This window comes from Kitasatospora sp. NPDC001119 (assembly GCF_053598475.1).
This window is the reverse complement of sequence record NZ_JBSFKI010000017.1, coordinates 174,494-199,560: the sequence shown is the minus strand read 5'-3', so window position 1 is coordinate 199,560 and position 25,067 is coordinate 174,494. Positions and strand designations below refer to the sequence as shown.

General features: G+C 70.4%; 17 protein-coding genes and 1 pseudogene. 6 read left to right on the top strand and 12 right to left on the bottom strand.

All coding sequences use genetic code 11. The features are described from left to right. Positions 1 to 235 precede the first annotated feature (235 nt). The 7 genes from ACWDD9_RS22455 to ACWDD9_RS22425 all read right to left on the bottom strand — a co-directional run bounded on the left by ACWDD9_RS22455 (position 236) and on the right by ACWDD9_RS22425 (position 7,596). Entirely contained in the window at positions 236 to 1,741 is a 1,506-nt protein-coding gene (locus ACWDD9_RS22455; protein WP_449812482.1) for an ATP-binding protein, read from the bottom strand. Positions 1,742 to 1,764: 23 nt separating this feature from the next. Continuing rightward, entirely contained in the window at positions 1,765 to 2,214 is a 450-nt protein-coding gene (locus ACWDD9_RS22450; protein ID WP_449812481.1) for a DUF6238 family protein, read from the bottom strand. A 36-nt stretch (positions 2,215 to 2,250) separates the two neighbouring features. After that, complete coding sequence (locus ACWDD9_RS22445) at positions 2,251 to 3,720, bottom strand: SCO6880 family protein (protein WP_449812480.1); 1,470 nt, start codon at positions 3,718 to 3,720, stop codon at positions 2,251 to 2,253. Positions 3,721 to 3,862: 142 nt separating this feature from the next. Next, positions 3,863 to 5,314 carry an SCO6881 family protein gene (locus ACWDD9_RS22440; protein WP_449812479.1) on the bottom strand — a complete coding sequence of 484 codons (1,452 nt, stop codon included), beginning with the start codon at positions 5,312 to 5,314 and terminating at the stop codon, positions 3,863 to 3,865. 15 nt (positions 5,315 to 5,329) lie between these two features. After that, a complete protein-coding gene (locus tag ACWDD9_RS22435) occupies positions 5,330 to 6,025 on the bottom strand; it encodes a hypothetical protein (RefSeq protein WP_449812478.1) in 696 nt (231 codons plus the stop codon). After that, positions 6,025 to 6,333 (bottom strand): DUF6112 family protein, encoded by a 309-nt coding sequence (locus tag ACWDD9_RS22430; RefSeq protein WP_063346628.1) that lies wholly within the window; start codon positions 6,331 to 6,333, stop codon positions 6,025 to 6,027. The genes ACWDD9_RS22435 and ACWDD9_RS22430 overlap by 1 nt, the downstream gene beginning before the upstream one ends. A gap of 81 nt (positions 6,334 to 6,414) precedes the next feature. Continuing rightward, a complete protein-coding gene (locus ACWDD9_RS22425) occupies positions 6,415 to 7,596 on the bottom strand; it encodes a C40 family peptidase (RefSeq protein ID WP_449812477.1) in 1,182 nt (393 codons plus the stop codon). Positions 7,597 to 8,170: 574 nt separating this feature from the next. On the opposite strand from ACWDD9_RS22425, the gene ACWDD9_RS22420 reads away from it, so the two are divergent. Beyond that, positions 8,171 to 8,875 (top strand): DNA-methyltransferase, encoded by a 705-nt coding sequence (locus tag ACWDD9_RS22420; RefSeq protein ID WP_449812476.1) that lies wholly within the window; start codon positions 8,171 to 8,173, stop codon positions 8,873 to 8,875. Between the two features lie 368 nt (positions 8,876 to 9,243). Here ACWDD9_RS22420 and ACWDD9_RS22415 read toward each other — a convergent pair whose 3' ends face one another. The 4 genes and pseudogenes from ACWDD9_RS22415 to ACWDD9_RS22400 form a co-directional block, all read right to left on the bottom strand. Then, positions 9,244 to 9,519, bottom strand: coding sequence for a restriction endonuclease (locus ACWDD9_RS22415; RefSeq protein ID WP_449812475.1), 276 nt, complete (start codon positions 9,517 to 9,519; stop codon positions 9,244 to 9,246). Continuing rightward, positions 9,509 to 9,841, bottom strand: a pseudogene (locus ACWDD9_RS22410) (restriction endonuclease); the annotation flags it as partial. The pseudogene ACWDD9_RS22410 and the gene ACWDD9_RS22415, both read right to left, overlap by 11 nt. Continuing rightward, entirely contained in the window at positions 9,796 to 10,179 is a 384-nt protein-coding gene (locus ACWDD9_RS22405) for a tyrosine-type recombinase/integrase (protein WP_449812489.1), read from the bottom strand. The pseudogene ACWDD9_RS22410 and the gene ACWDD9_RS22405, both read right to left, overlap by 46 nt. Next, on the bottom strand, positions 10,155 to 10,829 hold the full coding sequence (locus ACWDD9_RS22400) for a tyrosine-type recombinase/integrase (protein ID WP_449812488.1): 675 nt from the start codon (positions 10,827 to 10,829) through the stop codon (positions 10,155 to 10,157). Before ACWDD9_RS22400 ends, ACWDD9_RS22405 begins: the two co-directional genes overlap by 25 nt. Positions 10,830 to 11,484: 655 nt before the next feature. Here ACWDD9_RS22400 and ACWDD9_RS22395 point away from each other — a divergent pair. The 4 genes from ACWDD9_RS22395 (at position 11,485) to ACWDD9_RS22380 (ending at position 23,515) form a co-directional block, all read left to right on the top strand. Continuing rightward, positions 11,485 to 15,435 (top strand): DUF6603 domain-containing protein, encoded by a 3,951-nt coding sequence (locus ACWDD9_RS22395; protein ID WP_449812474.1) that lies wholly within the window; start codon positions 11,485 to 11,487, stop codon positions 15,433 to 15,435. Between the two features lie 35 nt (positions 15,436 to 15,470). Beyond that, positions 15,471 to 17,678: a hypothetical protein gene (locus ACWDD9_RS22390; RefSeq protein ID WP_449812473.1), complete on the top strand. Its 2,208-nt coding sequence runs from the start codon at positions 15,471 to 15,473 to the stop codon at positions 17,676 to 17,678. 15 nt (positions 17,679 to 17,693) lie between these two features. Continuing rightward, positions 17,694 to 21,689: a discoidin domain-containing protein gene (locus ACWDD9_RS22385; RefSeq protein WP_449812472.1), complete on the top strand. Its 3,996-nt coding sequence runs from the start codon at positions 17,694 to 17,696 to the stop codon at positions 21,687 to 21,689. A 101-nt stretch (positions 21,690 to 21,790) separates the two neighbouring features. Beyond that, positions 21,791 to 23,515: a hypothetical protein gene (locus ACWDD9_RS22380; protein ID WP_449812471.1), complete on the top strand. Its 1,725-nt coding sequence runs from the start codon at positions 21,791 to 21,793 to the stop codon at positions 23,513 to 23,515. A 426-nt stretch (positions 23,516 to 23,941) separates the two neighbouring features. On the opposite strand, the gene ACWDD9_RS22375 is transcribed toward ACWDD9_RS22380, so the two are convergent. Continuing rightward, positions 23,942 to 24,202: a site-specific integrase gene (locus ACWDD9_RS22375; RefSeq protein WP_375876816.1), complete on the bottom strand. Its 261-nt coding sequence runs from the start codon at positions 24,200 to 24,202 to the stop codon at positions 23,942 to 23,944. Between ACWDD9_RS22375 and ACWDD9_RS22370 the strand changes: the two genes are divergently transcribed. After that, positions 24,162 to 24,827, top strand: a complete 666-nt coding sequence (locus ACWDD9_RS22370; protein ID WP_449812470.1) for a hypothetical protein — start codon at positions 24,162 to 24,164, stop codon at positions 24,825 to 24,827. The two genes, ACWDD9_RS22375 and ACWDD9_RS22370, sit on opposite strands and share 41 nt — an antisense overlap. Positions 24,828 to 25,067: the final 240 nt, after the last annotated feature.

Here is a 25,067-nt window from a genome sequence, read left to right as displayed (position 1 = left end):
GGCTCCGCTTCGCTGGTACGGGCTGTGGTGGCCGGGGCCGTGAGGACGGCTTCCGGCGGAGCTGATGATGCGGAGAAGCGGGAGTTTGGCTCGGCCGGAATCTGCTGATAGAGCGCAGGACCGGGGCACTCCGGCCTCGGAGGCAGGGCAGATGCGACCCGCTCCTTGCTGTCCGGTACGAGGAGCGAGCCGTCCGTGGTGGACCCGTGGGTTCAGGATTCTCGAACCCAGTGGTTTACGCGGCCATGCGGAAGTCGGTGTCGTAGAGAGCCCGTTCGCGGCTGTGGAGGAGGTGCTGGACGATGAAGGAGAGTGAGGCGACCTTCCACAGGCCCCGGCCGCGGGTGAGGGCGGCGATGGCCTGGGCCTCGACCCCGGTCAGGCCCAGCAGGGCCATGGCGGCGGGGATCTGGTCCGGTTCCTGGCGGTAGATGATCCGGGTCGAGCAGTCGGCCAGGAGACCCTCGGCGAGGACGCGCCCGCGTGAGCCGGCGTCGCCCGCGGATAGCAGGTCGGAAAGCCGGTGGAGGATCAGCAGGTTGGCGATGCCCAGCCCGCGGCTGAGCTTCCACTGCTGCTGCATCCGCTCCAGCAGACCGACGTGCCGCATGATCCGCCATGCCTCGTCGTAGATCACCCACCGCCTGCCAGCGCCCGGGTCGGCGAGGGCGGCCTCCATCCACGCGCTCGCGCAGGTCATCGCGAGGACGAGGGCGGTGTCGTCGCCGCTGCTGCCGAGGCGGGACAGGTCGATGGAGAGCATCGGCGCGTCCGGGTCGAACCTGACGGTGGACGGCGCGTCGAACATCCCGCTGAGGTCACCGTGGACCAGGCGGCGCAGGGCGTGGGCGAGGTCGTCGGTGGCGTGGCCGAGGCTTCCGGCCTGGCCGCCGAGGGCGGCGTCGAGGCGGTCGGGGCGGCCGAGGACGTGGGCGATGTCGCCGAGCAGCGGCACCGTGCCGGCCGCGTCGGCGTCGGCGACGACCAGGTCCAGGGCGACGTCGAGGCCGGTGTGCTCCATCGGCAGCAGGTCGCGCTTGAGCACGGTGGCCGCGAGGCTGGCCAGCAGCAGAAGGCGGCGCTTGCGGACCTCGCCGGTCCAGTCCTCCTCACTCACCCCAGCCGGGCGCTGCGGGGCGTCCAGCGGGTTCAGCCTCCCCGGGAGACCGGGGCCCAGCGCGATGGCCTGCCCGCCGAGCGCCTCGGCCAGCCCCGACCACTCACCCTTCGGATCGGACGGCACGTAGATCTTGTACCCGTGGGCGATGGCGCGGGTGGCGATGGACTTGGCCAGCGCGCTCTTGCCCATGCCGATGACGCCGCACAGGATCGCGTTCGGGTTCGTGAACCCCTCTATTCGGCCGGAGTTGTAGAGGGCGAACGGGTCGTAGCAGAACGACCCTTCGGCGTGGAGGTCGCGGCCGATGAAGATACCCTCGGCGCCGAGGCCGGCCTCCGCGAGGAAGGGATAGGCCCCCGAGGCGGTGGCGGTGGTCAGGCGGTGCTTGGGCAGTCGGAGCTTGCCGCCGCGGGCGGAAGCGGGGCCCGGCCGGCCGGTAGCCGGGTAGACGGGCTGGAGATCCGCGTCGGTGACGCTGTTCCGGGGCCGCTCGGAGGTGGGCTGTGCGTGGCGGGCCTTGGTGCGGGCCTGGGCGAACTCGGCTCGTGCGGCGCGCTGTTGGGCGCGGGTGCTCTTGCTCGGGACGAACAGGTGGGAGGCGGTGGCGCGGTTCCTGGGCATGGTCTCGAATCCGGGGTGATGGGTCAGCGGCGGACGAGGCCGGTGAACGGGGCGTGCAGGTCGGCGGGGGTGGTGCGGCGGCGCACCAGGTGCGCGGTCTCCTGGTGGCGTCGGCAGACGCTCAGCTCGGGCGCGCCCTCGGGCAGGCGGGCGCGGCAGGTGTCGGGGCCGGGGACCTCGCCGGTGCCGGGCCGGGGCGAGGCGTGGTAGGCGGCGTGGAGGTGGTCGGCGGCCTGCCACAGGCGGGTGCGGGCGGCCTTGAGGTGGTCGCCCTCGGCCGGCAGCAGCGGTGCGGTGCGCTGGGTGTGGGCGTCGAGGAGGCCGTGCAGGGCGACCAGGTGCTCGTGCAGGGAGTCGAGTTCGGCGCGGGAGGCGACCAGCGGGCCGGTGGGGATGTTGAGCGCGCGGTGGAAGTCGATCGCGGCGGTCGCGTAGGGGACGAAGTCCTGCGTGGTGGCGGGGGTGGCCGGCATCGGGGGGTGCTCTTTCGATGGGAGGGAGGGCCGGCATCAGGCGGCGAGGGCGAACGGCAGCGCGGAGGCGGTGAACGCCTCGGCCTGCTGCCAGGTGAGCGGGCGCAGGTCGAGCTGGGCGCCCACGGCGGCGGTCTCCACCACGGCGCAGGCGGAGCGCAGTTCGTCCTCGGTGTCGGCGGAGACGGTCAGCAGCCCGGTGAGGGCGACGTCGGCGTGGCCGGCGATCAGCTGGCGCTCGCGGTCCTGGATGTCCTGGTACTCCACGGAGTCGGCCTCGCTGGAGACCTGGCCCTTGCGGGCGCGCTCGGCCGAGTCGGCGATCACGCTGGCCTTCTTGCGGCGCACGTCGCGCAGCGCCGAGTCGAGGTCCTGCGGTTCGTAGGACAGGGAGACGGTGCGGCGCACGCCGGAGGCGAACAGCACCTGGTGGAGGAATCCGGGGTTGACCTGCGTCCTCGGCCAGTTCTCGACCCAGTAGGTGGTGTGGTGGGCGGAGTCGGTGGAGATGTGGTCGGCCTTCTCCACCACGACCACCGGGCCGGCGGCGGCCGGGTCGGCGGACGGGCGTCCATCCTCGGACCAGCGGTCCAGCGCGGCACGGGACTTCGGGTCGTAGGCGGTACGGGCCACGGCGGCGATCTCGCCGGCGGACAGCCAGCCGGACGGGGTGAGGCCGGCGGTGCGCGCGGACTGCTCGAACGCGGAGGTGAGCTGGGCCAGGACCGCGAAACCACCGGTCAGGCCGCCTCCGGCCTGGTTGATCAGCCGTCGCGCGCCCTTGAAGTCCAGGGCGATGGCGACGTACGCCTCGTGCGGGGCGGCGGCCGGACCGGCGCCGCGGATCAGCTCCCCGTACAGCTCACCGGCCAGCTGCGCGTCGGGACGGCCATGCTCCTCCCAGTACCGTCGCAACGCGTCACCGGTATCCGGGACGGTCCGCTCGATCACCTGGATGCGGGCGACCTGGCCGGTGCGGGCGAGCGCCGCGAGGGAGCGCCCCCACCCGTTGACGTTGGCGTTCTGGGTGCCGGGGTCGAGCAGGGCGTATGCGCGGGAGGAGACCTTGACGATCGCGGTGAGGGTGCCGGCGTGCGGGTCGTGGACGGCGCCGTAGCGGCCATCGGGTGCGGTGACCACGCGCAGGCTGGCCGCGTTGCCGGGCAGGTGGAGCAGGCCCTCGCGCACCGGGCGGGAGGAGGGGCGGGTGAGCCAGACCAGCTGGCCGCGCAGGCGCCGCAGGCCGTAGCGGGCGGCGACGGGCGCCCAGTCGGCGAGGGTGCGGCCCCGGTAGCGGATGAACACCAGGGCGGCGACACCGGCCCACAGGGGGATGAGCTGCAGGGCGCCGGTGACGCCCCGGGTGACGAGCACGCCGAGCAGCAGCAGGCCGGTGGCGGCGCAGGTGATCAGCTGCGGGGCGCTCAGGCCAAGCAGCACGCCTCGGCGGCTGCGGTGGGGGAACTTGACGGACGCAGGGGTGGCGTCGGGCGTCGAGGAGGACATCGGGGTTCCAGAGGGGGAGAGCGGGCGGCGGGCGGGGGCGCGGCACTCTTCTGGACGTCATCGCAGGGGCTCCTTCCCTGGTGGTCGGGGCCCTGGGGCGGGCGGCGGGGCTGCCGCCCGCCCCAGGGCATGGGGGCGCCGGTCAGGAACCAGGCGGGGTGGGACTGTTCGGGTAGACGAACCGTGCCGGTGCCGGAGCCGGTGCTCCGCCCGGGGCCGGTCCTGTGGCCGCCGGTGCGGGCGGTGCCGGGACACCGGGGCCCGCCGGGGCTGGGCCGGGCGACGAGGGCGCGGGCGCGGCCGGGGCCGTCGACACGCCTGGCACGGACGGCGCGGAGGGTTGGGCCGCGACGCCGTCCTGACCGCCGCCGGACGCCGACTGCTGCCCGCCGCCGCTGCCGGGGGTGGCCCGGGTGATCAGGGCCGGGATGCCGGGCCGGGTGACCAGGGCGCGCCCGCGGTCGCCTCCCGCGCTCGGGTCCTCGCCGAAGCGGAACTTCGTCGGCTGCTGCGCGGGGCCGGCGTCGATCCCCTCCTTGCTGATCCGGCCGCTCGGGTCGATGCCGGAGGCGGCACCGCCACCTCCCGCACCCGGGACCTGGGCCGGGCCCTGCGGCGCCGGGACGCCGGTGCTCATCTGCATGGCCAGGGAACCGGCGGTCTTCGCCGCCCCAGCCGCGACCGCCATGCCGGCCATGCCGGTGCGGTGCGTGTCGTCGTGGCCGCTGCCGTCCGTCGCCCAGTGTACGAACTTGTAGACCGCGTACGGGCACAGCAGCACCATGACCATGATCACGACACCGGCCATCGCGTCGGACAGGGCGGCCATGCCGTCCTTGGCGTCCGTCTTGCCGAGGGCGGAGACGCCGACGAGGAAGACCACGGTCATCAGCAGCTTGGAGACGATCAGGGTGGCGGTGGCCTCGATCCAGCCGCGCCGCCACCGCTGGGCGACCTCCCAGCCGCCGCCGGCACCGGCGAAGGCGGCGAGCACCACCAGGATCAGCACGCCGACCTTGCGGGCGACCATCACGCACCAGTAGAGGAACGCCCCGATCGCGCTGCCGACCGCGACCAGGGCGGGGATCGCCCAGCCGAGGGCGAACATGGGCCCGAACTGGGACACCTTGATCATGCGCCTGACGGCGTCGGCGACGCTGGTGTGCGCGGCTTGGAACAGCCCGGCCGACAGGGCGTCGACCACGGTGACCGCGACCGCCGTGAAGCTGATCGCGCCGAAGGCGAACAGCACGCCGGTCATCGTGCCCCAGGCGGCCTTGGCGAGCGCCCGTTCGTCCCGCCGCCAGGCGGCCAGGATCAGCTGGGCGCAGAAGGTGCCCACGGTCAGGATCAGCCCGATCGGCAGGATCAGCTGGTAGTTGTCCCTGAACCACGGCGCGGACAGGTCGATGGCCGTGGTCTCGTCGACCGCCTTCGCGCACAGGTCGACGGCGCTGGCCGCGAGCTCGCCCATGCTCTTGGCGATCCACGCGCCGATGCCGTCCGTGATGCTCTTGCCCGGGTCGCTGACGAAGTTGATGCCGTCGACGACGTTGCAGACCTGGGCGACCATCGGGAGGTTGCAGATATCCACGAGGAACTCCCGAGGTCAGGGCGCCACGGCCGGCAGCACACCGGCCAGGGCGCACGGGCGGTCGGGACGGCACTGGACGGCGAGGGTGGCCGAACGGTCCTCGGCGCCACCGGCCGGGGCGCCGTTCCAGGCGATCGACTGCTTCCCGGAGACGGTCACGGCGTAGACGTACGCCTGCGTGATCGCCCCCGGATCGGCCTGCAGCGCCTTGGTGAACCGGTCCGGGAAGTGCGCCTCGTCCGCGGTCGCGGTGGCGAACTGGCCGGAGTCGGCCATCCGTCCCCACAGCACCGGGGAGGGCACCAGCCGGTCGACCGAGTCGGCGTCGAGGTACTGGCCCTCACTGGTCAGCCACCGGTGGAGGGAGGCCACCAGCTCCGGCTGCGAGGAGGAGCGGGTGTCGTACGACCACAGCGCCACCGCCGCCGCCTTCGCGAACGCGATCGGATCGTGCGTTGAGGGCGGACCCGGCGCCACCTTCGGATGCCCGCTCGGCGACGGCGAAGTCACCGACGAGGAGGGTACGGTCGAACTCGTAGCTGCCGCAGCTGGGTTGGCGGCCTCGCGCCCGTCCCGGGTGACGTAGGCCAGCACGCCGGCAGCGGCGACGAGCACCACCAGGACGAGCGAGCCCCGCAGCGCCCGGCGGCGCACCAGTGTGCCGCCGGGGCCACCTTGGCGAGGGCCCGAGATGAAGGAACGTTTCTGCATCACTTGACCTGGCTTCCGAGCGTCGAGAAGAACGACACGACGCCGTTCGCGGCACCCAGCAGCAGGGCGGCGCCGGCCGAGACGAGCACGCCCTTCTTGCCGTTGGCCTCGGCCTGGTGCCCGCCCGAGTGGTGGCCCCAGGCCCACACCCCGGCGCTGACGGCCAGGGCGCCGACGACCGCGATGATCCCGAACAAATTCAGGGAGCCCATCACCTGCTTGAGGACAGAAAGTCCGGGCAGGCCGCCCTCGTTGGGGGTGATGCCGGGGTCGTAGGCGAGCTGTACGACTGCGTCCGCGAGATACAAGGGAAGCTCCAGAACGGTTCAGGGCGCGCGAAAGCAGCCCAAAGAAAAGGGGGAGAAGAGGAGAGGGGGCGGAGAAGCCGGTCAGGCGACCCGGCGGGCGGCGAGGATCTCCGGCCGCCACGAGGCGAGGGTCGAGATCTTGACCACGTCACCGGTCTTCGGTGCGTGCACGATCAGCCCGCTGCCGATGAACATGCCGACGTGCTCCGGCACGGCGGCGCTGCCGCGGGTGAACAGCAGGTCGCCCGGCTTGAGCGCGTCCGCCGACACGGCGCTGCCCTGCTTGACCTGGTCGTACGTGGTCCGCTCCAGCGAGACGCCGGCCGAGCGGTAGGCCATCTGCATCAGCGAGGAGCAGTCACACCTGCCCATCGGGTCGGCGCCGTGCGAGTTCGCGCACGTGCCGCCCCACTGGTAGGCGGTGCCCAACTGGCCAAGTGCCCAGCGGATCGCGGTTTGCACCGGCTGGGGCGCATCGGCCGGGATCGTGTAGCCGTTGGGCAGTGAGCCCGCGGGGATGGTGCCGAAGTCGCTGCCGTCGCCGCCCGCCGTGGGCGTCCCGCAGCCACTCCCCGCTGTCGGACTGGCGCTCGTGCTGGCCGTTGGCGTCGGTGCCGGCGTCGGGTTCGCCGGGGGTGAGGCGCCGGGAGCGGGGGCGAGCAGCGGGGCGAGGGCCTTCTGGAGCGCCTCCGCCAGGGGCTGCCACTTGGCGTAGGCGTCGGGGAAGCCGGAGCGCTGCACCGCCTGGGCGGCCTGGGTGACGGTCATCGACTCCCAGCCGCTGACCTTCTGCAGCGCCTCGTAGAACTTCGTCGAGGCGTACACCGGCTGCATGATCTGCTCCGGGGCGCCCCAGCCCTGCGAGGGTCGCTGCTGGAAGAGGCCGAGCGAGTCCCGGTCGCCGCTGTTGACGTTGCGAAGTTCGCTCTCCTGTAGGGCCGTTGCCAGGGCGACGACCTGCCCGCGCACGGAGATGTGCATCGCGATACCGGTGGCCTGGATCGTCCGGGCGTTGGGGATCTGCTCGGCGGGCTTGCTCAGCCCGGCGACGGCCGGAGCCGACAGCGGACTGGAGCCCTTGAGGATCGCCTCGACCTGCGCCGCCACCGCAGAGGAATCCACGCCCTGTGGACTTCCCCCGGGAGGGCAGGAGTTGGACGTGGAGGCCGAGGCGCTGCCTGCGCCGACGATCGCGACGGGCAAGGCCAGCACCAGCGGACCGCAGGCGACGACGCCGACGAGTGCGCCGACCGTCTTCTTCACGACGGCCCCCGGTCACCGGGCAGCGGCCGACCGGGTGGCGTAAGCGGATGAGGGCACGGGTGTGCCAGGGCATGCTGCATCGCAGCGGCTCCTCGGGGATTCGTAGGAGAACGCGGTGCCGGCCTCTCGTGCGAAGAAGTCGCCGGCACCGCGCCGGTGGTGAAACCGCCCTTGCTCAGAGCGGGCCCGGGTCAAGGGAGTTGGTAGCTCCAGGACGCCGGTCTCAGGTCACGCGCGGCAGCCAGCCGCGCTCGTAATCTCAGCCGGAACACGACGGCGCTCCTCAGGAGGCAGGGGGACAGGGAAGCTGCCCGCACGTGGTCGCGCCTGCACGGGGCAGCACGCACCAACACGCGCCGGGCCAGGGCCGTTTGGCCTGCTGCCCGGTCGGCATGGCGAGACAGTAGACGCGAAAGTCGGCCGCACCAAACGACCCCCGGCCGAGCCCGGCACCCCGTCGCCGTTCATTAGGTACGGCCGCCGATTGCGGCTACCTTCCCCGGCATCCCCGCTCCCGGCTGCTGCTGTCGGACGCCGCCCGGAGCGGGCCCAAGCGTCCTGTCGAAGGAAGACCATGAGCTACCAGCTGCACCGAGGCGATGCCCTCACCGTGATGAAGACCCTCGCGGATGGGTCCGTCAACGCCGTCATCACCGACCCGCCGGACAACAACGCTGGGCGCACCAACCGCGACGCCCGCAGCGGCGTCCACGACCTCAAGACCTTCCCCGACGAGAACCGCGACCAGCTCTCCTGGCTCACCGAACTACTCGCCGAGGCATACCGGGCAAGCATCGAGCACTCGGTCGCAATGCTCGTCTCCGAATGGCGGCAGAAGCCCGACATCAGCGAGGCGCTCAGGATGGCCGGCTGGATCTGGCAAGGCACCATCCCCTGGATCAAGTCCGTCAGCCAGGCCCGCAAGGGCGGCTTTGAGCAGTCCGCCGACTTCATCACCTGGGGGGTCAAGGGCTCCCTCGACAACAGCCGCGACCTCTACCTGCCCGGCCACTTCACCGCCACCCAGGTCGGCAAGGACCAGGACCACATCACCCAGAAGCCGCTGGAGATCATGCAGCAGCTCGTCCAGATCTGCCCCGAAGGCGGTACGGTCCTCGACCCCTTCACCGGCAACGGCTCCATCGGCGTCTCCGCCCTGCGCGAAGGCCGGCACTTCCTCGGCATCGAACTCAACCCGCACTACGCCGACATCGCCGAACAGCGACTGCGCGCCGAACTCACCCAGCACGACTTCGTCCTCGCCGGACCGGAGGCGTGAGCATGAGGATGCGCGGCAGCGGGCGGAAGAGGTACTTCGAGGCCGGGCGCGACGCTGGGACGAGGCCGAGCGGGACCCGCTGATCCTCCCGGCCGGGGCGGCGAAGGCGACGGTCGACCAGGCCTCCCATACCTCCACCGACCGCGTCCTCGGTCTGGTCCTGCAGGGTGTGCGCACGCAGGAGGTCGCAGGCCTGAAGGCCGCGGTTGCCGGCGGCGGATCCGTGGAATCGGATCCGGGCAAGGGCCGCCGTCGGGAGCTGCCGCTGCCCGACGAGGCTGCGCGACGACTTGCGGACATCCGCCGCGTGACCGGTACGGCCCACCCTGTGTTCCCCGCCGGTCCTTGGCGTCGGCCGCAGCCCGACTTCACCCGGGGTCGAGAGCCCGGCCTGCGTCCGCGCCGAGGTCCCCGGCGCGGCCGGAGTGCTGGACCCGGGTGAAGCCGTCGCGGGCGAGCAGGGCGGCGCACGCCCGCTCGAACTCCGTGGCCTCCATTGCGTCCAGGTGATGGACCCCGTACGTCAGGATGGCCGGGGTCTCGTTGTCGAAGTGGTCCTCCACGTAGCGGACGTATCCGCGTGGGGCGAGGAGGCGGGCCGCGAGCACCTTCAGCAGCGGATCGAATGTGCCGTCATGGCGCACTGTGCGGCCTCTCCTGTGTCGTCTCGGGGCGCCGGGGCCGGACCGGCCGGGCTGCGGGGCGGCGGACTCGCCGCCGAGGCCTTCGGGCCGGCAGGTGCAGCAGTTCGTGGAGGGCCACGCCGTGCTCGGCCCACAGACGGAGCCGGTCGCGGTCGACCCAGCGCACCTGGTGCTGGTCGCCCCATGCCTTGGCGTCGCGGGTGAAGGAGCCGTTGGTGACCACGACGGCGATGTCGGCACCGTGGACGGGGCCGGCGGTGCCCTTGACCTGGTACATCACCGGGGAGCCGACCTTTCCGCCGGGCGGGGGACGCCGGCTTTGTCGCAGAGCAGGTGGAAGCGGTCGAGGACGGTCTTGAGGTGCAGGGGGCGGCCGTGGCGGTGGAAGACGTAGCCGCCGGCGGGGGTGATTTGGCCGAAGGCGCGTGAGTCCGTTCGCTCGTCGAGGGCTTCGACGACGCGGTCGGACAGGGCGACCCAGGCTCGGCTGCCCTTGGTCTTCGGTGCGGTCAGCAGGAGCTGGTTGTTGTCGATCACGGAGAGCGTCGCGCGGACGAACAGGGTGCGCTCGGGCAGGTGGACGTCGCCCCAGTGAAAGGCCAGCGCCTCGCCCTTGCGCATGCCGGTGCCGATCATCAGCTCGGCGAGGTCGGCGTACAGCGGCTCGGTGAGGTGGGTGAAGCGCAGGAAGCGGGCCGCCTGCTCCTCGGTCCACAGGTGCCGCTCGGCCGCTGCGGGGCGGGAGATGAGCGGGGGCTTTGCGGAGTTGCGGGCCAGGCGTTCGGTGTCGACGGCGGTGGCGAGGGCGCTGGAGAGGGTGGACATGATCCGGTGGACGGTGACCCTGCCCCGTTGTCGGCGCAGCTGGTCGGTGACGAAGGCGGCCAGGTGCTGGCGGGTGAGGTCGTCGAGGGGGATGCGCCGAGGGCGGGGATGAGGTCCTGGGTGATGTAGTCGCGATAGCGGGCGATGGTGGTGGGTTTGAGGCGGAGGGCCTTCTCGGCCAGCCAGCTGCTGAGGTAGTCGGCGGTGCTCTGCCGCGGGTCGGTGACGACGCCGAGGGGCAGGGACTCGTTGAAGCGCCTCAGCGCGATGCGGGCGTCGAGTTCGTCCGGGAAGTCGCCGCGTCGCACGGTGTGAAGGTGGCTGTCGGTGGAGGGTGCGTCGACGGCGAAGGCCCAGCTGCCGTGGTGGGGATCTGCGGCGAGGTGCGGGCAGCGGGTGCCGAGCTGTCGGCGGTGGTCGTCACGGCAGCCGCAGCGCCGGTAGACGCTTCCTCGGTCTCTGTCGGGAGTGGGTGAGCGGCGCATGGTGATCGCCTCGGAAGGTCGTGTGCGGGTCATTCCCCTCCAGCCTGCGTCCATCCGCGACCACCGTGCGACCACCAGGGCGAAATCTGCTTTCTGACCTGCAGTTCTCCCTTGGCAGGGCGCAGGTGTGCTCTCTCGGGTTGAGGCGTCGAGCGACAGCTCGATTCGGCCGCGCGTTGGCGAAATATCGCGTTGAGGCACAAGACGATCACTAAGTGTGATGTGATCGGTTCCTGTCAGGCCGAGGGTCCTGATGACGATGATCTATGCCTGCTGTTCGGTGCCAGTGGGGTGAGTCATGGCCTGCGTCTGTTCGGTTGACGGTTGGGCGCTTCCAGCTGTGGCGCTCGTGCCGGTGGCGAGGGGATCTCGCATGTCGGTGTTCGTTGCGGGTCTGCTCACCATGTTCCGACATCCGGGGAGGACTTGTTCCTGCGCCTGGGCCTGATCGAACTTCCTGATCTGCACGAGCTGTTGAGGGCCGGCGTACGGCGAGCCGTCTCTTCAGCTCGACTGACCGCGGCCGCCCGAGGCCGACGTCGGCTGCCGGATCGCTGCGCCGGCGCTTCGCCGGACCCAGGAGCAGGCCGGCGAGCCGATCCTTCCCAGGTCACACAAGGGCCTGAGTAGTCGCACAAGCCGAGGAGGCTGGACAGTGGCCGAGCGTATGAAGCTGTTGCTCGAAGGGCGCGGTAGGTATCCGTTCGCGGATGCGCTGGTCAACCGCAAACCGGACGACCTCGACCAGTCGCAGCCGGTCGGGGGGATCGAGCTGGCACGCCATCACGTCATCCCTTCCGAAACGCTCGTCAAAGCATGGAACGCGGCCATCGAAAACGCGTACAACGTCAAGGGGTCCAGCCTCAGGGCTGGGCTGGAGGAGTTCGCCGAAACGTGGGTCGGGAAACTTGAGACCCTGGACTACACGGACAAGGGGAAGCTCAATTTCCCTCGCATCAAGGAGTTCATGGAGACGTTCAAAGACCCGGATTCCAGCTATGACCCTGCTGGTATCACTCCGGAGGGTCTGGACGACATCCACAGCATCCTCACTTGGCTGCCGGGAAACCTGTTCGTCGGCCCGAACAGGCAGAACCGAACCGATGATCCCGGCTCGAAGGTCGAAAGCGGCAGCGCACGGATCATTAGCCAGGAGGCGTTTACCAAGCGGACCGCGGCCTTCGCCAGTCTGGACCGGTTCAGTAAGAAGCCAAAGGGCGGGGGGATGGAAAGCGATGGCGTGCAGGGTTTCAAGGGCCTCATCGAGGCTTTCACCCCGGACCGGGTATGGCCGCTGAAGGCCGCCGACTGGGAGCCGGTGGGCGCCAAGTACCGCATCCGGCCCGTCGGGGCCCTGTCTGGCATGGTGGCGGAGCCGCCGGCCGGCGCACCGGCACTGGGCATGCCGCAGCGGGTTGATTTCGTCATCATCGGCGGTATCCGGCTGGATCTGGAAACCTGGTCCGATGAGAGCGGCTACGTGCTTCGCGGGGTGACCGCGGAGAACGTTCGGATGGCCGACCTGCTCGATTGGTTCGGCGAGAACTGGGGAGTGGCCGGTGAAATTCCGGAGGGCTTGCGGAGTTTCGACCTTCAGTACCTGACGATCGAGGTGCTGACGAGCCCCGGCGGCCCGGAGGAATGGGAGTTCACCGCAGCCACCGAAGTCCGCCTCGGTGACACGGTGATGGACCTGCTCGTCTGCTTCCGGCGTTCGACCCCGCCCGCCGGCGGGGCCCCGGCGTTCTCGCTGTCCGCGGACGCCGGTTTCACCGCCGGCGTCGAGGGTGCGGAGACCCGACTGTGGTTCAGCGGCGCGATCGCCAAGACGAGCTCAGGGGCCTGGGAACTGAGCGCGTCCCTGGAGGACGACGGCCAGCCCTTGACGCTGGCTCACCTGGCCGCGGCCGTCGGAATCGATATCCCTGCGGATCTGCAGCCCTTCGTTCCATCGTTCGGCTCGGTGTCGTTCGTCTATCGCCTTCCCGTGGGGACCGCCGCGGCGGGGGCGCTGGTGGTGTCGGCGGTCGTCGGCCGGGTGGGGGTGGTGGTGGCTTCGGTGCCCGAGGGCACGGGGCCGGGGGCCGCTCGTCTGGTGGCGGTCCGAGGGGTGGTGGGGGCCCGGGCATCCGATCTGCCGCTGGTGGGGGAGAGCATCCCCGCGGATCGCGATGTGGTCGTGACAGGAGTGAATTTCTGCCATGCGGATCGTGCCTGGCCTCTCGCTCAGGTCCGGGAGCTGAACGCCGTGGTCGCGGGTCTGCCCGGGGCCGCGCAGGGGCTGCTGCCGGTGCTGATGGACGAGGCGCTGCAACGCGGCCTGCTCGTCTGGGGGCTGCTGACGATGGGTGGCCGAGCGCTGGCGCCATTGGTCCGGCGGCCGAACAGCACCACGGCCGCTGCCCTGTCGCAGGGTGGGACTGATGGCTTGGTGCCGCTGGACACGTCCGAGGGCGCGGTGGTGCTGGGGCGCGAACGTGCCGCTGTTGCGGGGCAACAGCGCAGCGATTCGGCCCAGGAGCTGGATCAGGTCTTCGGGCCGGTGCGGATCCGCCGGGTGAGCCTGGGCTACGCGAAGGGCCGGCTGTTCGTCGCCTTCGACGCCACGTTGACGCTCGGACCGGTGGCGCTCGACATGATCGGCCTGGGCCTGGCGGTGGACCAGGAGTTCACGGTCACACCGGTGCTGGCCGGGGCGGGGGTGCGGATCGCGGTTCCGCCGCTGAAGGTCACCGGCGTGCTGGAGGTGCGCCAGGACCCGGCGTACGACGTGTACGTCGCGGGCCTGGTGGCGGTGGAGGCCGGGCTCTTCGCGATGCAGGCGGCCGGCAGTTACGCGCGCAGCAGGGGCGGCTGGGCATCGGTGTTCCTGTTCGGCGAGGCGGCGGCGAAGGGCGGTGCGGCGCTGTTCGGTCCGCCGGCCTTCACCGTGACCGGCCTGTCGGGTGGCTTCGGTGTCAACAGCTCGGTGCGGGTGCCGAAGATCGAGGAACTGCCCGTCTTCCCGCTGATCGAGCGCCTGGACGGGCGCCCGGAGGCCACCCCCAAGCAGATCCTGGACGCGCTGACGGACTGGGTGCGGCCGGCTGATGGCCAGTACTGGGGCGCGGTCGGCGTCCAGTTCACCACGTTCAAGTTCATCGACACCAAGGCGCTGGCGCTGGTGGAGTTCGGCCGCGAGCTGAACGTGATGCTGCTGGGCCGCACCTCCATCACGTTCCCGCGCAACGCGGAGCCCGGTAAGAAGGTCCACGCCCGCCTGGACCTGGACCTCAAGCTCGCCTACCAGCAGTCCCAGGGCCTGCTGTCGCTGGACGTGGCGGTCGGTGCGGGCTCGTTCATCTTCGACCCGGCCTGCCGGCTCACCGGCGGGATCGCGGTGTACGTCTGGACGGCCGGGCCGCAGGCCGGTGACTTCGTGATCAGTGTCGGCGGCTACCACCCCCGCTACCGGGTTCCCGGCCACTATCCGGTTCCGGCCCGCCTCGGGTTCGTGTGGACCCCGGACAACAAGATCGTCGTCAAGGCGCAGGGGTACACCGCGCTCACCCCGAGCGCGTTCATGGTCGGCGGGCGCCTGGAGGCCAGCTACACCTCGGGTCTGCTGTCGGCCTGGTTCACCGCGTACCTGGACGTGCTGATCCAGTGGAAGCCGTTCTACCTGGACATGGCGCTGGGCATCAGCATCGGGGTGGCGTTCACCATCAAGGTGTGGTTCGTCAAGGTGCGGGTGTCCATCACGGTGGGCATCGATCTGGCGTTGTGGACGCCGCCGTTCGGTGGGCGGGTGACGGTCAAGGTCTGGTTCGTCTCGTTCAGCTTCAACATCGGCTCCGGGCGTACGAGTCCGCCCGCGATTCCGTGGTCGGAGATGCGTGCCCAGTTGCCGGCGCCCGTCGCCGTGACTCCGCAGCGCGGTCTGCTCGCCGACGTGGACGCCGGGGAGGTGGCCGCGCGCCGCTCGATCGCGGCACCGGTGCTGGCCTCCGCCTACGGGTTCGCGTTCTCCACCACCTCCGCGATCCCCGCCACCGCCGTCTACCTCAACGAAGCGCGGCTGGGCGTTGACCCCGGTGGGGTCGGGATCCGTCCGATGCGCAAGACGGGTGTGGTCTCCGAACACCGCGTCACCATCGAACACAACGGTCGCAAGCCCAACCTGAACGACTGGAAGATCGAGGTCGCGTACCAGAAGGTCGCCACGTCCATGTGGGGCGCACCCTTGCAGCAGCCGGGGGATGCGCTGGACGAGGTTCCGCTGCTGCGGCGCGCGATCGGCATCGACTTCGAGGTCCCACCGCCGGAGCTGAGCAAGGCGAAGGTCGGCCCGGTCACCTCCAAGGCGCTCGGGGCCGAGAAGGTCACCCCGGACGGGGCACTGTCCACCCGGCCAGGGCGGGCTGCCGGGCCCGCACCAGTGGCATCGTCCACCAGCATCGACACCATCGCCTCCACCATCGCCGACAAGCAGTCTCGGCGGGACGCCGCCTACACGGCGATGGTCCGGCTCGGCGTCGCCCCCGGCGTCAACGGCCCGCGGAACCGGTACGCCGACATCGCCGCCGACACGCTCGTCTCCTCGCCGCTGCTCACCGCCGCCGGCTGACCCGCCCGTCCTCCCGCCTGCGAGGGATTCCCTTCATGCCGACCCAGCAGCCCAAGTTCGACATCACCTTCCACGACGACGAACTGCCCATCGCCACCCCCGGCACCTACACCGTCGACGTCCAGCACGTCCTGAAGGATGCCAACGGCACCCCCATCGACCGGGACGAACCGCTGCCGCGCGCCAGTGAGGCGTTCGAGATCCGGGCCGTGCAGTTCGTCCTGGACGCCTCCTCCGTGCACGCGGTCTTCCCCGGCAACGGTGCCAGCGGCGACTACCACCTCGTCCTGCCGCACATCACCCTCAACCGCCCGATCCTGCCGTGGGAACGGGAACCGAAGTGGTCGCGCGCCGAGGCCCGCGCCCCCTGGCTGGCCCTGATGGTCTTCCGGGAGGGCGAGTTGGCGGAGGATCCGGACGCGATGGGACTGGCCACCTCCCGCCGGGTCGCCGAGCTGTGCCGACCGGGTGAGGCGGGCGTCCTCGGCCCCGCCATCACCGGCCTGCCGGCCGAGACGCTGGAGAGCACCTGCCGCACCATCGACGTTCCCGTCGATCTCTTCCGGCGGCTGATCCCCACCGAGGACGAGCTCTACTACCTCGCCCACGTCCGCAAGGTCGAGAAAGCCCAGCGGCGCTTCGAAGGAGAAGTCCTCACCGAGGGCGACTTCGCCGTCGTCAACGCCAACCGCTTCCCCCGTACCGCCGGCGCCTACACCTGCCACCTGGTGTCCCTGGAGGGCCACGACAAGCCACTCGCCGGGACCATCGCGCCCGGCACCACGCACCTTCGGCTGTGCTCGCTGTGGACCTGGTCGTTCAGCAGCGACCCCGAAGCCGGCCTGGACGCCCGCGGACTGCTGCGGAACATGACCGCACCCGGCATCGCCGACCCCCACCGGCTCACCCTGCGCCTGGAACCAGCGGCAACCGGCACCGGCGGTGACGCGGACGACGCGGAGGACACCTACGTCACCCAGCGCCTGGCGCTCGGCTACGTGCCCGTCCCGCACCGGGTCCTGTCCGGCGAGCTCGGCTACGCCTGGTACCGGGGGCCGTTCACCCCCGTGGGCGCGCGGCGGGTACCCGCCACCCCGGAGCACCACACCACCGCCGACCACCTCCTGATCTACGAAGAGGACCACGGCCTGTTCGACGTCGGCTACGCCGCGGCGTGGACGCTGGGGCGGGCTATCGCACTGTCGGATCCCGACTACGCCGGTGACGTGACCCGGGCCCGCCGCCACCTCGCCAACCAGGCCGCCACGATGATCGCGCTGGCCTCGGACCCGGCCCGCGCCGCCCGCACCACCACGGACCAGCCTGTTCCCCGGCCCGGACTGGAGTGGCTCCACACCCTCGCCGCCGTATCCGTGGTCAGCGCCCTTGCCGCGCCACCGGTGGACGCCGCCGAGGTGCCGCGCGCCACCGGACGCATCCCGCTGTCCCGGGCCGAAGCCCGGGCGACTCTGCGCACCAAGGCCGCCCAGAGCGCCCTGCGTGCGACCGCCGACCAGCACATCGCCTCCCTGCCCACCTGGCTGGACAAACTCAACCTGCTGGACGGCGTCCCCTTCCACTACCTCGTCCCCCACCCCGACATGCTCCCCGAGGAATCCCTGCGGGTCTTCGCCGTGGATCCGGGCTGGATCAACGCCCTGATCGACGGGGCGGCGAGCGTGGGCATCCACACCTCCATGGACGCCCAGCTCGACGACGCCCTGCGCGCGGCCACCACAGCCCGCAGCACCGGCGCCCGCCCCGCCGCCGGCATCCTGATCCGCTCCCAACTCGTCCCCGCCTGGCCCGCGATGACCATCACCGCGCACAGCGCCGGCTCCCAGCGCGCCGAACTGCGCCGTGCCCGGCTCGCCCCTGACACCCTGCTGGTGCTCTTCGACGGCATCCCGGACAACGTCACGATCCGCGAGCCGGGCCAGGGCATCCACTTCGGCATCGACGACGAGCAGGGCAGGCCCGTGATCGGCCTGCGCCAGCTCACACCCAACGCCACCTCGCCACTGGGTGCGTCGTTGGGCCGTGACTTCCCCGACGACGGCAGCTCGATCTTCGACCGCTTCCTGCGTCCCGGCGGCAACGACGTGCTGCACCTGCTCGGCAACGGCGGCCTGGTCCCTGCCCTCACCCAGGCGCTTCGCACCGGCCCGCAGCTGAACGCGAGTGAGTTCGCCGTGCAACTGGTCAACGCCCCGCTGGAACAACTGCTGCTGCCCCGCGCCTGAGGAGACCCGCACACCATGACCAACGTTCCAGCTTCCGACACCGACCTGATCGTGCCGGTGCGGGTGCGCACCCTGATGGTCAACGACAAGGTCAAGGACGGCGACGGGTTCTGCCACTGGAACCTGAACTTCACCGCGATGATCGGCGAGCGCGCTCCGGCGGAGCCCCCGGTGGGCAGGGAGAACTACGACCTGTCCTTCGGGCTGCGGGTGCAGTGGGAGCTACCCGAAGCCCTGACCCGCGGCCACTACGACCCCGAAACCGGCGAGACCGCCTTTCCACTGGTGCCCAACCGGTGGCTGGTGGTGCGCTACTTCTTCTCACCCAAGGACCAAGTCCGCAAGGCAGCAGGGTGGGTGGTGCACAGCGACTACCTGAAAGAAAGCGACTACCCGGATGCCGGCCTGGGACACGGCACCTCCCGCTTCGCCACCACCCGCGGCCGCAACCCGGAGCCGCACGCCGACCGGATCGGCCGCAAACACGACCTCGCCAACGGGCCATGGCGGGAGCCGGAGTCCCGTGAGCTGTTCCTGACCGCGGTCGGCCCGGGCATCCCGGCCTTCGCCGCCTTCGCCCCGTTCCACCAGGACGTCTTCATGCTCCACGACACCCTGGAAGACATCAAAGCCGAAGACCCGCTCAACACCTACCCGCCCAACACCGACATCAGCTACCAGGTCATCGGCTGGTACTCCGACCCCGGCCGGGACATCCTCGCCCAGGCCCCCGACATTCCCGGCCTGCTGGCCCCCGACCACACACCGGCCGACATCCTCACCGCGCTGGGCTGGTCCGCCCCCCATGACGCGCCCGCCGCGCAACGCACCTTCTACGCGGGCACCAGCCTGGGCATCCCCTGGAAGCAACGCAACTTCTACCCCGAATCCGACATGCCAGACCCGCTCACCCAGACGGTCGCCATCGGCCACAGCACCGCCGACGCCGCTGGCGCCCTCGTGACCCGGCAGACCCGCAACCCGCGCACCGGCGACCTGATCCGCGCACTGTTCGAAGGCACCATCGACACCTACGGCACCGTCGAAGGCGACATCGCCCTCGACGAAGCCCTGCGCAGCGCCTGGTTCGCCGGCCACGACGGCGGCTACGTCTGGCAGATCACCCCCCGCCCGTCCGACCAGCCCGTCGAACTCCCGCCCGTCCCGGAGTGGCTGGCCGAACTCAACGCCCGCCAAGCGCAGCACGACGCCCTGTCGATCACCCTCCAGCAGGCGCAGAGCAGGTTGTGGACGCTGTGGTGGCTGCGCCACCACAGCGGCGAGCACCCGGCTCAGTTCGACGCCGCGGTCGCCGACGCCGCGCTCGACCTCGACGACGCAGGCAGCCTGGCCGCCCGGACACGCACCCTGCTCGCCCAAGCCGCCCAGCTCCTTCGCCAGGTCCCCCACGGCCTGACCCCCGAGGAACTGCAGGAGGCCATCGACGCCTACGTCCGCGACCCCGCCCACCCGCTCCCAAACGCCCTGGAGCTGCGGCGTACGGCCCGCGAGCCGTTCCACCATCCCGCCGACCCGGTCGTCGTCATCGAGGGTGCCGGCACCACCGAGCCCCTCTCCCGGGACGCCGACGACCCCCTGCCCTGCCGCATCCCCTCCCGGCTCCTTCGGCGCGTCCATGTCGACGGCAACTGGAAGCCGGTACCCGCCAGTCCGCTCGCCCCGAACCTGGCCGACCTGCCCGCCGTCTGCCGTGCTCTGATCGCCGAATGCGACCTGCTGGACCAAGCGTTCCGCGCCCCTTCCGACAGCAGCAGTGGCAACGCACTCGCGGACGCTCTCTCCGACCCCGACAACAAGGTCGACGGCACCCTGGCCGAATACACCGCTGTCTGGAAGCAGCCGTGGGCACCGATGTATCTGCAGTGGGAACTGCGCTACTGCCCTACCCCGTACCACAGCGACGGCACCGATCACTGGGAGTTCGACGGCAGCGACTACGTCTGGAAGGGCACCGGCGCCGAACGCAGCGGCGAAAACTCCACAGGCGACGCCCAGATGCGCTGGCTCGTCTTCCGCGACCGCGCCTTCCTCACCCCCACCGTCCCGTATGTGCTACGCGGACAGATCAAGCGCTACCTGGACACCTACCCCACCAGCGACACTGCCGGCCTGCAACAACTGCGAGACGACTACGAGGAGATGCACCTGCTCTCGCAGACCCTCGACGGGTTCAACGACTGGCTGCTCCAACAGGACGGCGCCGCCCGTATGATGACCCCCGCGGGCAGCCAGGCGGCGCTCTTCGGAGACCCGCAGTCGGTGCCCAACCCCGGACCGGCGGCCGACTTCACCGAAGACCAGGACCGCTTCCAGCCGGTGCGGGCCGGGCAGTTCTTCTTCGCCTCCTTGCGGATCATCGACCGCTTCTCCCGCTTCTGCGACATCACCAACCTGGTGCAGGAGAACTACCAGAAGCTCGACACCGTCCACGCCGACAGCGTCAAACCCGACGCTCCCCTCTACGAAGGCGTCCGCGCCCTCAAACGGTTCTTCCAGCTCCCGCCCCGCTTGTTGCAGGACTCCCGGGTGCGGTTCGACCCCGCACACGCCGGCGACAGCGCCCGCTACACCGGCGTCGTGGACGCCTCCACCGTCGACACGAGCCCGGTCGTCGGGTGGCTGATGCTCAACCACCTCGACCGCACCATGCTGGTCTACGCCCCTGACGGCGCACCCCTGGGCGAACTGCGCGTCGTCGGCGACCAGAGCCGCACCGCCTGGAACGCCCTGCCGCACGCTCCCCACGCCTGCCCCGAGGACTTCGCGGAGGACTTCCCCCAGCTTTCACGCATGCTCGTCAAACTGCTGGCCAAGCCACCCGCAGCGTTCGACCAGCTCGTCGACACCATCGACGCCACCCTGGTCACCATCACCGACCCCGACGCCCAGGAAGACCGCAGCCCCACCCGGCTCATCGGCCGCCCGGTCGCCCTCATCCGCGCGGCTCTCGACATCGAGCTGCGCGGCGCCCCACTGACCAGCCCCGGCTGGGACGTTCTCGACCCACCCCACCCCGAGTACCCCGACTACCGGTGGCCCATCAGGCTCGGCGATCCGCAGCGGCTCACGGACGGCCTGATCGGCTACTTCGCCAGCTCCAGCGGCCCTGGCGGCGCCACCGACTACACCGTCCTGAACGCCGTTGCCCCCGAATCCGGCAGCGACTACGTCCAGCCCATCGAGTTCGGCTACGACCTCGCCCTGCCGGCCCGCCCCGGCGACGATGCGGTCACCCACCACCTCACCCTCCTCGCCGACCCCCACGTTCCCGTCCACGCCACCACCGGCATCCTGCCCGTCGCCGCCCTGGCGCTGGACGCCGACCTCGTCCACCAGGCCCTGGCGCGCATCCGCGCCTCCTTCCGTCTCGACCCGCTCCTCGCCCCGGCCCGCACCGTCGACCAGGAGGCGGAGTCGCCGCTGGGCAGCACCGACGGCCACCCGATCGCCCGGCTCCTGGACGGCAACCTCGGCACCTACTGGTTGAGCCGCGAACACGTCACCCAGGGAGGCTGGGTCCTGGTCGACCTCGGCAAGCAGCGCACCGTCCACCGGATCGACATCCTCCCCGGCGACCTGACGGGCGGATTCTCCACCCCGGCCACCGTGCTGGAGTGCTCCACCGACGGCACCCCGGACACCGCCTCCTGGACCGAGCTGGGCACCTACGCCGCCCGGCAGGAGATCCACCACGACACCACGCTTCAGGCCAGGCTGATCCGGCTGCGCTTCACCGCCGCGCAGGGCCACCCGGTGGCCCTGCGCGCGTTCACGGTCGCCACCGACGCCCCCGGCAGCGGACTGGTCATGCCCCGCCCCGCTTCCTGGCACGGCGACTGGACCTGGGCCGAACCCCACGTCACCACCGCACAGGTCCCCGACTGGGGCGAGCTGCCCATCGTCCAGTCCGACAACACCGCCCACCCCGACGACCCCGTCCCGCAGGCCCGCGCCGGCTACCTCCAGCTGTCCCCCGCCCACGACGCTTAGCCCCCACCCGGACGGGACAGCCGACCGCCGCAGGCCCACACCACCCGGCGGACCCGCCGAGCCTGCCGCATTCTGAGCAACCACCGCCAAGGAGCCGCAGCATGACCATCCGACTGCAAGCCACCGACGCCCTGCTCACCTACACCCCGACCACCGATCCCGACCCCCTGACGGCCAGCACCGACAAGGACGTCACCGTCGCCAAGCTCGAACTGACGGTCGGCCGGAACATGACGCAGCCCGCCTACTGCCGCCAGATCACCGTGAAAATCCCCATCGGCCCCAACAGCAACGAGCTGACCAACACGTATTCCGGCATCAAACCGGGCGTCATCGGCGGCACCGAACCCGAACACGGCGGCGGCTGGGACGCCCTCACCCCCACCACCGAGGACGGCAAACGCGTCTTCACCTTCAAACCCGATGAGTGGCCCCAGTTCGACGGCTCCTGGGTCATCACCCTCGTCATCTCCCAGATCGAGATCAACACCGTCACGGGCAGGGTCCCCATCGAGATCATCGAGGAGACCTCACCCAACGACAGCAACTACACGCCCAAATCCGCCGTCGTCACGGTGGAGAAGTTCCCCGCCGGCTTCCTCTTCCGCAACCTGCGGCCGAGCAAGATCATGGTCGACAACGGCGAGACGGTGAAACTGACGTGGGAGGTCCAGAACGCGACGTGCCGTGTGTTCTGGGACAAACTCTCCGAACAGGTCGACGATCGGGAATGGGAGTCGGGGCCGCTGTACAACACCACCGGCTTCATGGTGCAAGCCACCTCCACCACCGACGCCACCATGGTCCACACCCTCACCACCGCAGTCACGGTCTGGCGGCCCGACCTCGAAGTCGGCGAACTCATCGTCCACGGCACCATCACCGCACGTGGGGACGTCGAGATCGACCCCGGCGGGACGCTCCGCACCAACACCATCGACCCGTCGAGCGGCCACCGAATCGCCCTCGGCAGCACAACCACCGTCAAGGGGTGGCTGGAGACCGATGACCTCATCCTGAGGGGAAGGTACCTGCGGTTCTGCGTCCTCGAACAAGGGTCGACAACCTGGAGCGCCCCCGAACTGATCCCCATCCCCATCTCCCCGCCCAAAGTACCGATCACAGACCTCACCCTGGCCGCCGGAGCCTTCGGTGACCGCATTCTCTGCATCTATGCCGACGGCGACGAACGAAACGAGATGCTCTTCGACGGGGTCAGCTGGGTGGCAGGATGGAATGATCGCTATAGCGAATATAGGTACAGTAGCTGCGCTCCCGGCGTTGACATCCGGGGCGCAGGCCGACCCGTGTACATGGACCGCGGAGGTCACATGGACGGCCTGCCGGATGGGATCAAAAGGGCCTGGTCGTCTAGCCAATCACTGACCAAAATGGAAGAGTTCGTCCTTTTCGTCTCTCCCGAAGGAATCGTGAACCGGGCCGAATATCGCCGGACCACCGACAGCTACGTTCTGTCCCAGGACTCTCCGGTTCAACTGCCCTGGGGTGCCTTGAGCGGGGTCGGCCTCGCCCGGTTCAACAATGCCCTGACCTGTCTGTTCATCGGTGCCGAAAACGCGGTGCACTGCTCCCGCGACTGGTTGAACCCGAGCCCGCTGAACAACTGGAGGTCGCGATTCCGCCCCGCCCTGGCCGCCTTCGACGGGAAGCTGCACGCCCTCATCACGACCATGAACGGAGCACTTGTCTGGTCCAGCACCAGCACGGAGAACTGGCCTGAAGCGGTCGAAATCAGCGACCCGTCCTCGGTCCCACGTGCACCTGTACTCACGGTCTACCAGAATAAACTCTACGCGATCTTCTAGAACCGGATGGAGACAAGGCCGGTCTCGGCGACAGGTGTAACGGAACGCTGATCGGCGGACGCTCATCTCCGGACACAACCAGTCAATGACGCTGCAGGATTACGAACACCGGTACGTCCGTACGTGCTCGTGCTGCGGCTGGCGACGAGTGTCGGGATCAGCCCCGCACGTGGCACGTGGCCGAACTGGTCCGCCTGTCCAGGGCTGTGATGGTCTTGGTTGGTGGGCCGACTGGTGGACGATCTGTGTGGCTGTGACTTTCCGAGCCCGACACGAGGCGGGCCGTCAGCACCCCGCGGCTGCCGGTCCGCCGCTCACGTGCGAAGCGCAGGGCAGCTGCCGGACGGCCAGGGATGTGCTGGATGACGGCGCGGTCAAGCGGTTCCCGGCACTTGTTCGGTGCGGCCGGGTACCAGGTGTCCGGATCTATGCGGCCAGGCAGGCGTCGGGGACGCTCCCGGAGATGCGGTCTGCGCACTGGGCGTCTGCGCGGTCGAGGGCGGCGGAGAGCGCTTTGACGGCTTCATCGGCGGAATCCTTGAGGAGGTGGCCGTAGAGGTCGACGGTGATGGCGAGATTGGAGTGACGCAGGGTCTTGGAGACGACGGCGAGGGGGATGCCAGCGGCGATGCCCCTGGTGCTGTCCGTGGCGGCGGAGAACGGGCTCTCCGCCAGCCAGACGATCATCGTCTCGCACGGAGGAGCCGATGCCCTACGGGCAGTCGGCGCTGCCGGGACCGACCTGGTCGGCGCCAACCGTGTCGCCGCCGTTGTCGAGGCCGGCCACAAGCTCAGGACCGGCTCCGACGGAAAGTCCCGAGTTGCCGCACTCGCGCGGGTCGAACGGTACCTGGTCGAGGTAGTGGCCGGCGACGCCCTCGACGAGTTGTCCCTGGACGCCGTGCTGGACGCCAACGGAATCGAGCGCCGATGGCTGCGGGACACGACCATCCGTCTTTGTCAGCCCCTGGAGCCATGGGACAAGACCGCATCCCAATTCAGTGCAGAACTCCGATCGAGGGTTGCCCAACTGGACTGGCCCCCGCAGCTGACGGTCAACAGCTCCCGCGTCCGAGCCCCCAAGACCGAGGACTGGGACAAACTTCTCAAGGCAGAAGCCGTATCCGAGCTCTTGTCCTCGACGATCCATGGTGTGAAGGGCCAGGAGTTCCCGGCCGTCGCGCTGACCCTGCCGACGAGGATGCGCAAGGACGCACCGGCCGGACGGTCCTCGACGACTGGGAGTTCGGGTTCCAGACCGAAGCCAGGCGCGTTCTCTACGTCGGGGCGTCCCGAGCGCAGGCGCTCCTGATGTTGGTGGCCCCGGCCGGTCACACGGAGCGGGTGACGAAGCTGTTGTCGAGGGACGCCGTCCCGTACCAGGTTCACCCGACGATGACTGGAAGGTAGCTGCACTGCGTCCCGCGAGGAGGACCCGAAGTTGGCGCCTCCGTACCCTCCTGGTGCAGCACCGTTGCGGCTGCGGTGCGGTGGGCAGCTGGGACCGCTCGATCCCAGGTTCGCTGACAATGGCCTCGGGTGTCCGCGAGCC

Coding starts and splice junctions, on each gene's coding strand:
- ACWDD9_RS22400 (WP_449812488.1), bottom strand. CDS start 10,829: ATGCGCCGCTCACCCACTCCCGACAGAGACCGAGGAAGCGTCTACCGG.
- ACWDD9_RS22420 (WP_449812476.1), top strand. CDS start 8,171: ATGAGCTACCAGCTGCACCGAGGCGATGCCCTCACCGTGATGAAGACC.
- ACWDD9_RS22450 (WP_449812481.1), bottom strand. CDS start 2,214: ATGCCGGCCACCCCCGCCACCACGCAGGACTTCGTCCCCTACGCGACC.
- ACWDD9_RS22375 (WP_375876816.1), bottom strand. CDS start 24,202: ATGATCGTCTGGCTGGCGGAGAGCCCGTTCTCCGCCGCCACGGACAGC.
- ACWDD9_RS22385 (WP_449812472.1), top strand. CDS start 17,694: ATGACCAACGTTCCAGCTTCCGACACCGACCTGATCGTGCCGGTGCGG.
- ACWDD9_RS22455 (WP_449812482.1), bottom strand. CDS start 1,741: ATGCCCAGGAACCGCGCCACCGCCTCCCACCTGTTCGTCCCGAGCAAG.
- ACWDD9_RS22380 (WP_449812471.1), top strand. CDS start 21,791: ATGACCATCCGACTGCAAGCCACCGACGCCCTGCTCACCTACACCCCG.
- ACWDD9_RS22390 (WP_449812473.1), top strand. CDS start 15,471: ATGCCGACCCAGCAGCCCAAGTTCGACATCACCTTCCACGACGACGAA.
- ACWDD9_RS22435 (WP_449812478.1), bottom strand. CDS start 6,025: ATGCAGAAACGTTCCTTCATCTCGGGCCCTCGCCAAGGTGGCCCCGGC.
- ACWDD9_RS22445 (WP_449812480.1), bottom strand. CDS start 3,720: ATGTCCTCCTCGACGCCCGACGCCACCCCTGCGTCCGTCAAGTTCCCC.